The organism is Brasilonema octagenarum UFV-OR1, from assembly GCF_963888615.1.
Lineage (GTDB): Bacteria > Cyanobacteriota > Cyanobacteriia > Cyanobacteriales > Nostocaceae > Brasilonema > Brasilonema sennae.
Window position 1 is genome coordinate 38,100 of sequence record NZ_CAWPKW010000193.1, and the last position, 11,585, is coordinate 49,684.

Below are 11,585 nucleotides of genomic sequence, written 5' to 3' on the forward strand. Positions count from 1 at the left end.
TATAGTCACCTTCCAGTACCAAACGATTGGATTCTTCTTCTACCACTTCTGGTGTTGTTGGTAATTTAAATACCCCTGAACGCCAGTCAAAAAAATCTGGGGCGCGGTGAATCAAATAGTTAATCGAAAATGACCGCAACAGAAAAACAAAACAAAATGGAAAATCATCTCTAAACCGTTCTCGCTGTTGGTTTAAGTGATTTAAAATTGGAGGAACACGAGTTATATTACTAAATTGTCCTTCTGTTATTTCGCCAAAACTTCTTTGCTCATACTTATATAAAGAATATTCCAACCCTTTAATCAATAAAATATCAGTTGGCTTGTCTTGCACAAACTCAGTCACCCGCGCATATAAATTATCAATCGCCTCAACCAAACGAAGCGTTGCAACCTTTTTCTGGGGAATCTCCTGCGGAAGTTGAGTAATGAAACGTTCGGCTTCCACAGGAGTACATTGGACAAAAAACAAGCCAAATCCTGACTTGCGTTTTAATGCGCGAACCAAATCTTGATAAACTTCCTCCGGTTCCGGAGGTAAATCATCATCCCAATCACTTTCCCAATCAGTTAAATTTGGGTTCATTGAAGTTTCGCCACAGCTTCTTTAAATTCGGAAATTCCTTGAATCAATGGGTGAATGTCATACCAACGCTGCATTTCTTGATCTTCATCCAAATAGCGATATTCTAAAAGACAGCGGTTATACATCAAACTGCGATACTGGTCATCATTAACGATGCGTTTAGAACGGGAGACTTCCGCCAGCAGACACCATTGATGATTTTCCACTGCCCGATGATAGTCATCTCTGGCTTGAGTGATTGCTCGTCGCACTGCTTTTTCAGAAATTGGTAACTCTTCAGTCCGTCCAATAGCGTTTTGAGTTAACAATAGCAAATTTCTGACATGACCTCCACTCATCAAACACAATCTTTCTAAAGTTTGCTGACTATCAAAAATTCCGTTTTCCAAAGGAAGTTCTTGTTCAATTTGCCGGACTCGCTTGCGAATCACTTCTTTGACTTTCTTGACTCCTGGTTCGTAAACTTCTCCTGTGCGAGTTTTGACCATAATCATCGGCAAAATCAAGCATTCACCATAGATATCTCTGATGTCTGTTGCCCGTTTAGAATACAGCATTGAGATGGGAGCAGTGTAAATCAAATGGCAATTCAAAGCCTTAAGTTGTTCACTACGGTCTAAAAAAACTTCTTCATGATTCGTGTTTTCCCCATCTTTAACTAATACCATCCGGTCTAAGTTATCGACAATCACCGCCAGTTGAGTATAGCCGTTTGGTAGTTTGCTTTTTGCATCTGCCAGGAATTCATTCAACACCTTAATTAAAGTGACAGTATGGGGATCGACTTTTCGGCGAATCTGCTGGCGTAATTCAGGAACCGCTCTTAAATTTGCTGTTAGCTTAGCAAATTGAGCGATTTGTGCTTCCAATTTCATATTGTCAAACTCTATCGGAGTTTGCACCAAATCTTTCAAATCTTGCCAGCGTTCTTTAAGCCAGTTTAGCACCGGACTAGCATCACCAAATTGCTGTAAATCTTTTAGCAATCGGCGGGTACAAGCGAGGAGAATATCTGTATATTGAGCATCTTCTGAATCAATATCTTCTTCATCAGCCGCAAAATAAACAACATAGAATTTGCGATTTTCCAGATATTGCTTCAACCTCAGCAGTTCTGTAGACTTCCCCGCCCCCCGATGTCCAGAGTACAATTGGCAAGTATTTCTGTCTGCTCGTTGTATGCGATTTCCAAACTCTTGTAAAATATCCACATCACCGCGTACATCCTGACAATCAACGTACTTAGGATCACCTGCGGGTAAGGGTTCAAATGGGTTAAAGGCGTTGTAGAGCTTGGTGAGTAATTCCTGACTATCAATCATAGGTAAAAAATATTGCAATCTTTATCAGAGGACGATCAATTGTAAAATAAAGTTCGCCATAGCTTGATATTAGTCTGCAATTCTGACTATAGCCTATAGTTATAGAATATAGTTCTTTTGCACAACAGCCTTTGAGATAATTTTGAGATAATAAATTTCGAAAATAGCACAGTTATTCAGCTTAAGACAGCAAATTATGAAAACATTTACAGCATATATCGAATGGGATTCTGAAACAAAATTATACGTTGGCATTGTTCCTGGAATTCCTGGCGCTCATACTCAGGGAGCTACTTTAGATGAACTCAAAACAAACCTTCAAGAAGTTTTGGAATTGTGTTTAGAAGAGTATAGAGATTCCTTAGAAGACTTGCCTCAATTTGTAGGTTTACAACAGATTGAGGTAGCAGTATGAGTCGCCTTCCTATTGTCAATTTTAAGACGATGGAGAAGGTTCTTCTACATTTAGGGTTTCACCAAGTCCGACAAAAATGAAGCCATGTTTTTTACAGACACCCTGATGGTAGAACGACTACAGTACCGAACCATCCTGGCAGAGATATTGCTCGTCCACTAATTAGAGAAATTCTGCGAGAAATTGAGCTAACACCTGAGGAGTTTCAAGCAATTGTGGAAAATTTATAAAAGAATTTGTGTGAGGTAATTTGAGGCGATACGCAAAGCGTATCGCCTCAAATTGTTCTGTAATTCACTGAGAACCAATGATCATACTGAGGATAAACGGGCAATCTTGGCACTAACTCCCAGCCTGCAGGCTGTAAAATTTCCCTCAATTCCTCAAATTGGGGATGCGGATAATCAGGATTGACTTCATCTTTTGGTCCAATTCCGCCTAAATCTCTCGCACCAGCTTCTAAACACGCGAGTAACCATTGATCATCTTTGATTAAATTCGGCGGAATTTGAATTGTAATATCTGCTGGTAAAATTTTACGTGCCTGAAAAATAACTTTTGGCAATTGATGAGGATTAAAAGGTGGTGCGTCAAAAGTTTGTTGATTTCCTGGGCTGTGGGGTTGCAGAATAACTTCTTGAATATGATGGTAACGTTGATGAATTTCGGCTATAGCTTCTAATGTTTTCCACCAATCTTGTTCTGTTTCCCCAATTCCTAACAGTAACCCAGTGGTAAAAGGTATCTTTAATTCTCCCGCCCACTGTAATTGTTGTAGACGCACTTCTGGTGTCTTACTCGGCGCGTGTTTATGTACTGTATTCAACAACTCTGGCGTTAACTGTTCCAACATTAACCCCATTGAAACATTAACTTTCTTTAATTGTTGCATTTCCTCAAAGCTCAATGGTCCAGCATTTGTGTGTGGTAAAAATCCCATCGCCAAAGCTAACTCACACAAATCATAAATCCGCTGAAACCACCCCTGACGCCTTGGGGAAAGAGGATGCACCTCGCCACTCAGTATCAAGATTTCACAAACATCTTGGTTGTGAAGTTGTTTGAAAAGTTTTTCAGCTTGTGAAATTGTTAGCCATTCGCTCTTACCCGGTTCTGTGCGAAAGTTACAGTAAGCACAGCGATTGAAGCACTCGTAAGTTGGGACGATTGTGTAAGCAGGGCTGTAGGTAATTTTTGGGGAATGAGAATTTGGCATATGGGGGCGATCGCTCTTTTTGATGTATGTAACTCCATGTACGACTTTTTCTTGAGCAAGCTTTTTAACTGTGTTAGGGGATCTAAAGTCTAGGTTACATCACGTGAAGATCCCCCCTAACCCCCCTTTTGCGTTATTTACATGTATATAACTGTAAATTTCAGAATTAAATGGCACCAATTCTTCAGAATTATTTAGCACTGTTAGGGTGCATCTGACCTTCTGATTCTATGCGTTTCAAGTACGCTTTAACGGTGTGGAAGTCCAATAGAAAGTTTGCGCATAATAAATAGTTAGCCTGCTGCGCTACATTGTTGCAGTAGAGACTACAGAATCCTCAACATGACTGAACACAGCGTATGGCGAATTTCGTTGGCTCACAAAATCGCTCCTGCTTTCACGGCTAACCCCAAAGTTGAAGCGTGTTTTGTGTTTGGCTCGGCGGCAGTAGGGATCTCAGACCAGTACTCTGACCTTGAGCTAGCTTTCATTTGGTCACAATTACCGTCTGCTGAAGAATTACAAGCTACAGCCCAAAATGTTGGTGTTAAAGGATGGGAAATTCAGGCGCATGAGGAAGCAAAAGAAGCATGGTTGGAGCAGTTCTATCTATACGGGATGAAAGTCGAAGCAGGTCATTGGGCACGAGATGCGATGGACAAGATTGTGACTGATGTTGTTGAGCGCTACGATGTGTCGCAAAATGGGCTTGTGTTTGAGAAGCAAGCGTCAGCGTCTAATCTTCAGCACGCAGTTATTCTTTACGGCGAAGACATCATAAAACAGTGGCAAAATCGGCTTTCTCCTTATCCTGAAGACCTGGCAGTTGCAATGGTTCAGAAGCACCTGAAATTCCGCCCGTTTGATGGTCAATATATCATGACCGAACGCCTTGAGATTCCGATGCTATATGAAAACAGGTGTATGATTGTGCGATGGCTCCTCAACTTGCTGTTTGGGCTAAATCACATTTATCATCCCGGCTTTAAGTGGACACGCTACTGGGTTGAAAAAATGAAAATTAAACCGCCTGAGTTTTTTGCACGGTTGGAGTATGTTTTTCAAACTGATGTTGTAAGCGGAACCCATGAACTACGCCAACTTGTTGAGGAAGTTTTCGATCTCGTAGAGAGGACACTACCACAAGTTGATCTCAATCGACAGCGCAAGATATTTGAGCGGATTAACCCCAGGTGGGAGTTACCCGTCCATGAGTGAACTTAAATGCTCTCAACAAAGTTGCAGTGCCAAATAATTCTGAAGAATTAGTGCCATTTAATTCTGAAGTTTACAAAGGGGGGCCAAGTCAGCAAAAAAAGTCAAAGAAATAGCAAAATCTCAGTCATCTGGTTTTTCGCTTTGTGATCAGAAAATGCTATACGTAGAATACGGCGCTTGAAGATACTTCCTCAATATTATGGGCAACACTTTTGGGCATCTGTTTCGCATCACCACTTTCGGCGAGTCCCACGGCGGCGGTGTGGGAGTTGTGATTGATGGTTGTCCTCCGCAATTAGAAATTTCTGCCGAGGAAATTCAAGTAGAACTAGATAGAAGACGTCCCGGACAAAGTAAGATTACAACGCCTCGCAAGGAAACGGACACTTGCGAAATTCTCTCTGGGGTATTTGAAGGGAAAACCCTGGGAACGCCAATTTCAATTTTGGTACGCAATAAAGACACTCGCTCTCAGGATTATGATGAGATGGCGGTTAAGTATCGCCCCTCTCATGCGGATGCAACATATGACGCGAAATATGGTATCCGCAATTGGCAAGGTGGCGGTAGATCATCGGCGCGGGAGACTATAGGACGAGTTGCGGCAGGTGCGATCGCCAAAAAAATCCTCCGTCAAGTCGCCAATGTCGAAGTTATTGGTTACGTCAAACGTATCAAAGATTTGGAAGGCAGTGTTGACCCCAACACTGTCACTTTAGAACAAGTTGAAAGCAATATCGTCCGCTGTCCCGATGCGGAATGCGCAGAGCGGATGATTGAATTGATTGAGCAAACTGGCAGACAAGGTAATTCTGTCGGTGGCGTAGTGGAATGCGTCGCGCGAAATGTGCCCAAAGGTTTGGGTGATCCAGTTTTTGATAAGTTGGAAGCGGATATCGCTAAAGGTGTGATGTCTCTCCCAGCTAGTAAAGGCTTTGAAATTGGTTCCGGTTTTGCGGGGACATTACTCACTGGTATTGAGCATAACGACGAGTTTTATATAGATGAAAATGGAGAAACTCGCACTGTAACCAACCGTTCTGGTGGAATTCAAGGCGGTATTTCCAACGGTGAAAACATTATTTTGCGTGTTGCATTTAAGCCAACGGCAACGATTAGAAAAGAACAGAAGACAGTTACAAACGAGGGTGAAGAAACGATTCTAGCAGGAAAAGGACGCCATGACCCTTGTGTGTTACCGCGTGCAGTCCCAATGGTTGAAGCGATGGTAGCGTTGGTGCTATGCGATCATCTATTACGGTATCACGGGCAGTGTAAGGTGTTGTAGGATGATTGATTTATAGGACTGTAGGGTGAGTCATAAATCATTTTTGAAAAATTAGAAACCCGGTTTCTGCTAGAAACCGGGTTTCTGAACTCCAGTAATTTTCACCATTCATATAGGATTGCTATAGCACCTAAATCCAAATTGCTAGAAATTATGGTCACAAATAATTCTTTAGCTCAAGCGATCGCCTCAGAATTTAGTCAACTACCTCAAGTCATAGCTGTTGCTTTAGCAGGTTCTCAAGCAACTGAAGTTTCCGATGAATTCTCTGATTTCGATTTTTATGTTTACATACAACAAGAAATTCCCATAGACATTCGTTCCGAAATCAGTCACAAATTTGCTAATCGTAGCGAAATCAATAATCAATTTTGGGAACCAGGGGATGAGTGGATAGAAACCAATTCTGGAAATGGGATTGATATTATGTACCGTTCACCCCAATGGATTGAAGGACAGTTAGATTCTGTACTTGTGAAGCATCAAGCCTCAGTTGGCTATTCCACTTGTTTTTGGTGGAATGTTTTGCATTCAACATGCTTCTATGACCGAAATGATTGGTTTAAACAACTGCAACACAAAGCTAATCAACCCTATCCCGAACCTTTAAGACGAGCTATCATTGCCAAAAATTATCCCATTTTAAGGAATAATATTTCTTCCTACCTACATCAGATAGAAGTGGCAATCAATCGCAATGATTTTGTGAGTGTCAACCATCGAATAGCTGCATTAATAGCAAGTTACTTTGATATTATTTTTGCTATCAACTATCTACCATCACCAGGTGAGAAACGCTTGATACAATTTGCCAAACAGCTATGTCAAAAGTTACCTGTAAATATGGAGCAAAATATAAACAGCCTTATTTGCTGTCTTGCATATCCATTTAGTGATCAAGGCATTTTTTGTAAAGCTAATAACTTGATTAATCGTCTGGAAGAATTGTTGCGTGCTGAGAATTTAATCGACAATTTAAATTAACAGTTGGAAGAATCAATTTTGACGCTTACCAACCTCTAATTACTGGTTCGCGCAGAATTTCACGAATACCTTTAGCAACGGTCAAGTTTTTGCCTTTGGTCGATTCTGCCAGAATATAAGTATAATCGTTATTAACAGCTTCAAAGTATTTTCTCTGGGAATCTCGCCCATTTACACTTAGAGGTAAGCGTACAGTTTGACCAGTCTTTTTATTTACACCTACATAAGTCAGTGGTGAATCACTACCACAGATACTTACCCAATAATTCTTAGTCTCCGCAGCAACAAATACACTATCCTGCTTGCGACAGAAGTTACGCACTTCTTGTGCTGGAGTTGCTTGAACACTTTGCGCAAAAGGAAGTGACAGCGAACATACACCTACTGCATATAAAATTAACTGGTGCCAAGAAGGAGGACGAAATTGCATTATTGATGACTATTAATATCTATTGAATTTGTTAGTACTAAGTTCTACAGCACGCGTGAAGGTGATTACGGAAAACTTGATATATTATTCGCTTACCTGCTTTTAGAGCACAGATTGTAAGTTGTGCAAAGATAATTGGAGTGTGGGAGCATGATCCCCAGCAGAAGTCAAATATGCGCTTCCACTCGTATCTCCTGCACGCCGACGCTGATATCATCTTAAACAAATATTATAAGGGTTGCATCTCCATGAATTGGATTAACATATTAGGATTAGTTGCGGCAACGTTAACTACATTTTCCTTCTTGCCGCAAATGCTGAAAACATGGCAATCCAAATCAGCAAAAGATGTTTCATTTGTCATGCTTATCTTCTTCAATTTGGGGATATTTCTATGGTTAATCTATGGGATTTCTCTAAATGCTTTACCGATTATTCTTGCTAACGCCGTAACATTATTTTTTAACCTCATAATTCTATGGTTTAAAATTAAATATAGATAATCTGTTTATTGTAAACACCTGTGACATCTTCTTTCTTTACTGCTGAACGCCTCTTATTTACCCCTGCTATTCCTGACACTGACGCTGTTCCCACCATTTTTGCTTTTCCCAACGAGTACACTGTGGGTATTACTAGCCTTGGCTATCAGGTAGTATGGGCAACTTTAGCAATGCGTTCTGATGTGCAGGTGAGTCGTTTATTCACCGACACTCATGAACAACTCCCAAGAACGCCGGAATTATTGGGCTTTTCCTTGTCGTGGGAACTCGATTATGTTAATGTTTTGAATCTGCTGGAATCTTTGGAAATCCCTATTAGAGCAAATGCCCGAGATAATCATCATCCCATAGTTTTTGGTGGCGGTCCAGTACTCACAGCTAACCCCGAACCTTTCGCTGATTTCTTTGATGTAATTTTGCTGGGAGATGGGGAAACTTTGCTGGGGAATTTTATTGAAGCTTACAAAGAAGTTAGAAAAGGTGATAGACAAACTCAACTCAAAGCATTAGCACAAGTTTCTGGTGTTTATGTTCCTAGTTTGTATGAGGTAGAATATCACGCATTAGATGGCGCTGTAAAATTAATTCAACCAATTTCACCAGAAATTCCTGCAGTGGTGCAAAAGCAAACTTACCGAGGAAATGTCCTCTCAGCATCAACAGTGGTGACAGAAAAAGCGGCTTGGGAAAATATCTTCATGGTGGAAGTGGTGAGAAGTTGTCCAGAAATGTGTCGCTTTTGTTTGGCAAGTTATCTCACATTACCTTTTAGAACAGCGAGTGTTGAAAGTTCACTCATTCCAGCAATTGAGAAAGGCTTATCAGTCACAAATCGGTTAGGATTATTGGGAGCTTCGGTAACTCAACATCCTGAATTTGAAGCTTTGCTAGATTACATCAATCAGCCAAAGTACGATGATATACGTCTGAGCATTTCCTCAGTACGAACAAATACAGTCACTGTACAATTGGCGCAGACTTTGGCAAAACGAGATACAAGATCCCTCACCATTGCTGTAGAAAGTGGTTCGGAAAAATTACGACGGATTATCAATAAAAAGTTGCACAATGATGAAATCATCCAAGCAGCATTGAATGCGAAAGCTGGGGGATTATCTAGTTTGAAACTCTACGGAATGGTGGGAATTCCTGGTGAAGAACCAGAGGATTTGGATGCAACTGTAACGATGATGCGCGATATCAAAAAAGCTGCTTCTGGACTACGGTTAACACTGGGATGCAGTACTTTTGTTCCTAAAGGACATACACCATTTCAGTGGTTTGGGGTGAATCCGCAAGCAGAAAAAAGGTTGCAGTTTTTACAGAAAAAACTCAAGCCTCAAGGAATAGACTTTCGCCCGGAAAGTTATAATTGGTCTATTATTCAGGCTTTGTTGTCGAGAGGCGATCGCCGACTCTCCCACTTCCTAGAACTAACCCGCAACTTCGGTGATTCTCTAGGTAGTTACAAACGTGCTTTCAAACAACTCAAAGGACAAATCCCCGACTTAGATTTTTACGTTCATACCAATTGGTCAACAGACCAAATCTTACCTTGGAACCACTTGCAAGGTCCGTTACCACAGTCTACACTACAAAAGCACTTGGCTGATGCCACCAGTCATTTCAACTCATCCCAAAGGGAACTACAACCGTTAAATAACTAAATACAAACAACTAAATGCAAACAACAGCCGAATACTACTGCGCCTATTGCGGTGAACCCAATACCACCTTTATTGATTTGAGTGCAGGTGGACAGCAATCTTACGTAGAAGATTGTCAAGTTTGTTGTCGTCCCAATCTTCTCTATGTGCGGATTGATGAAGAGACTCTTGATGTAGAGATAGATACTGAATACGAAGAATAAACTTTTCTACTGATTTTAAATTGGAAATTTTTTGGTAAGAAATCGTAAAGGATGCTTAGTCGTTATTAAAAATGTAAGTAACAACTAACAACTACCAATTATTACTTACAGAACTGAAAACCGTTGAAATGCTGCACTTTAAATATTCATCAGTCATTAATGCACCAGTAGAGGTTGTTTGGAAATTCCACGAAAGATCAGATGTTATGCAACTGCTGACTCCACCTTGGCAACCCGTTCAAGTCCTCCGCCGCGAAGGAGGACTTGGAAGGGGTGCTATCACTGAGTTTCGCCTTTTTTTGGGACCATTGCCTTTGCGTTGGTTAGCAAGTCACACAGAATACGAAGAATATCACCTGTTTACCGACGAACAAATTTCCGGACCTTTTGATTATTGGAAGCATCGACATTTGTTTGAACCAGAAAATGGTTCAACGAGATTGACTGATGACATTTCCTTTTCTATGCCTGGTGGAGAACCTGTGGAATTTGTCAGTGGTTGGCTGGTGCAAGCCCAGTTAGAAGTAATGTTTCGTTACCGACATTTTGTGACGAAACGTGAATGCGAGTCACTATTAGCACCTTGAGTAAATTCTGTACATTCTCAGCTTTTATAAAGGGTAGGCTGAAAACCCTGCGGCTATGGCTGACGCCACGCTTCGCTATCAGCCCAGGGATGAAAGCCACGACGCAGGGTTTACCCTGCCCTGATATTTTCTTTTTTTGGTTCAGGAAGTGAATCAATCCATTCATCAACCATACTACTAATAGTTCTGTCTAGTTCTACAGACAACAAAAGTAGCTTGCGATGCCTGCGGTCAGTCAAAAGACAGTTTAACCTTTTTTTCTTCATATTGTACATACAAACGTTTCATATTCATAATAATATGTATCAAATAGAGTAAAACAAGGAGGTGATAACGCAGTGCTGGTTTTAGAGTACAAAGTGAAAGGTAAGCAACAGCAGTATCGAGCTATCGATGAAGCTATTCGTACGACCCAGTTCATCAGAAATAAAGCTATTAGATATTGGATAGATGCACCTCGTGAAGCAAAAATTAATCGAATTGCCTTAAACAATTACTCAACAGCACTGCGGAAAGAGTTCAAGTTTGTCAAAGAACTAAATTCAATGGCTTGTCAGGCTGCGACAGAAAGAGCTTGGAGTGCTATTGATAGATTTTACGGTAACTGCAAGTCTAAGAAAATAGGAAAGAAGGGTTTTCCACGTTTCCAGAAAGATAACCGTTCAGTTGAATACAAGACTAGCGGGTGGTCATTGCATCCCACAAAACGACGCATCAGTTTTACCGATGACAAAGGTATTTCAGAGGTAAGATTATTAGGAAAGTGGGATATTCACACCTACCCTGTTAAATCCATAAAACGGGTTAGATTGGTTCTGAAAGCTGACGGATATTACTGTCAATTTGCAGTTGACATTGAGGTAAAACCTGAATCCAGAACGGCTGATGGTGAATTAGGTCTTGATGTTGGGTTAGAGTTTTTCTACTCTGATTCCAACGGTCACCATGAAGAAAATCCAAGGTTTCTTCGTAAAGCCGACAAAGCCATCAAGCACGCTCAACGTCAGATATACAAGAAAGGTGCGATTCGTTGTTAGTTGAATCCCGGTAACCAGTCCGCAAATAAACTAACCAACCAAATACGGTTGAACTCCAAATAAGATACAGGTGAAAATCCTGTCCTCCAAACTCAGGAGTGACTCCTTATCTGCCCACAGCGACCGAAC

The 11,585-nt window shown here is 40.9% G+C and carries 11 protein-coding genes and 3 pseudogenes; 10 read left to right on the plus strand and 4 right to left on the minus strand.

Annotated features, from left to right (window positions below):
* Together AC5590_RS13795 and AC5590_RS13800 are read right to left on the minus strand one after the other, a co-directional pair.
* Positions 1–586: pseudogene (locus tag AC5590_RS13795) on the minus strand (tetratricopeptide repeat protein); the annotation flags it as partial.
* Positions 583–1,908: an AAA family ATPase gene (locus tag AC5590_RS13800; protein WP_169264211.1), complete on the minus strand. Its 1,326-nt coding sequence runs from the start codon at positions 1,906–1,908 to the stop codon at positions 583–585. The gene AC5590_RS13800 and the pseudogene AC5590_RS13795, both read right to left, overlap by 4 nt.
* 196 nt (positions 1,909–2,104) lie before the next feature.
* Here AC5590_RS13800 and AC5590_RS13805 point away from each other — a divergent pair, with 196 nt between their 5' ends.
* Positions 2,105–2,323: a type II toxin-antitoxin system HicB family antitoxin gene (locus tag AC5590_RS13805; protein ID WP_169264212.1), complete on the plus strand. Its 219-nt coding sequence runs from the start codon at positions 2,105–2,107 to the stop codon at positions 2,321–2,323.
* Positions 2,324–2,415: 92 nt separating this feature from the next.
* Positions 2,416–2,553: pseudogene (locus AC5590_RS13810) on the plus strand (type II toxin-antitoxin system HicA family toxin); the annotation flags it as partial.
* A 47-nt stretch (positions 2,554–2,600) separates the two neighbouring features.
* On the opposite strand, the gene cofG reads toward AC5590_RS13810, so the two are convergent.
* Positions 2,601–3,539, minus strand: coding sequence for a 7,8-didemethyl-8-hydroxy-5-deazariboflavin synthase subunit CofG (gene cofG, locus AC5590_RS13815; protein ID WP_169264213.1), 939 nt, complete (start codon positions 3,537–3,539; stop codon positions 2,601–2,603).
* A gap of 342 nt (positions 3,540–3,881) precedes the next feature.
* On the opposite strand from cofG, the gene AC5590_RS13820 reads away from it, so the two are divergent.
* From AC5590_RS13820 to AC5590_RS13830, 3 genes are all read left to right on the plus strand, one after another.
* Positions 3,882–4,757, plus strand: a complete 876-nt coding sequence (locus tag AC5590_RS13820) for a DUF4037 domain-containing protein (protein WP_169264214.1) — start codon at positions 3,882–3,884, stop codon at positions 4,755–4,757.
* Positions 4,758–4,956: 199 nt separating this feature from the next.
* The gene (aroC, locus tag AC5590_RS13825) at positions 4,957–6,045 is read left to right on the plus strand and encodes a chorismate synthase (RefSeq protein ID WP_169264215.1); all 1,089 of its coding nucleotides are present in this window, start codon (positions 4,957–4,959) and stop codon (positions 6,043–6,045) included.
* A 153-nt stretch (positions 6,046–6,198) separates the two neighbouring features.
* The gene (locus tag AC5590_RS13830; RefSeq protein WP_169264216.1) at positions 6,199–7,029 is read left to right on the plus strand and encodes a DUF4037 domain-containing protein; all 831 of its coding nucleotides are present in this window, start codon (positions 6,199–6,201) and stop codon (positions 7,027–7,029) included.
* A 25-nt stretch (positions 7,030–7,054) separates the two neighbouring features.
* Here AC5590_RS13830 and AC5590_RS13835 read toward each other — a convergent pair whose 3' ends face one another.
* On the minus strand, positions 7,055–7,459 hold the full coding sequence (locus AC5590_RS13835) for a hypothetical protein (protein WP_169264217.1): 405 nt from the start codon (positions 7,457–7,459) through the stop codon (positions 7,055–7,057).
* A gap of 248 nt (positions 7,460–7,707) precedes the next feature.
* On the opposite strand from AC5590_RS13835, the gene AC5590_RS13840 reads away from it, so the two are divergent.
* From AC5590_RS13840 to AC5590_RS13860, 5 genes and pseudogenes are all read left to right on the plus strand, one after another.
* A complete protein-coding gene (locus AC5590_RS13840; protein WP_169264218.1) occupies positions 7,708–7,962 on the plus strand; it encodes a SemiSWEET transporter in 255 nt (84 codons plus the stop codon).
* 20 nt (positions 7,963–7,982) lie between these two features.
* Positions 7,983–9,629 (plus strand): radical SAM protein, encoded by a 1,647-nt coding sequence (locus AC5590_RS13845; RefSeq protein ID WP_169264219.1) that lies wholly within the window; start codon positions 7,983–7,985, stop codon positions 9,627–9,629.
* A gap of 14 nt (positions 9,630–9,643) precedes the next feature.
* On the plus strand, positions 9,644–9,832 hold the full coding sequence (locus AC5590_RS13850; protein WP_169264220.1) for a CPXCG motif-containing cysteine-rich protein: 189 nt from the start codon (positions 9,644–9,646) through the stop codon (positions 9,830–9,832).
* Positions 9,833–9,960: 128 nt separating this feature from the next.
* A complete protein-coding gene (locus AC5590_RS13855; protein ID WP_169264221.1) occupies positions 9,961–10,419 on the plus strand; it encodes an SRPBCC family protein in 459 nt (152 codons plus the stop codon).
* A gap of 338 nt (positions 10,420–10,757) precedes the next feature.
* Positions 10,758–11,438, plus strand: a pseudogene (locus tag AC5590_RS13860) (RNA-guided endonuclease InsQ/TnpB family protein); the annotation flags it as partial.
* Positions 11,439–11,585: the final 147 nt, after the last annotated feature.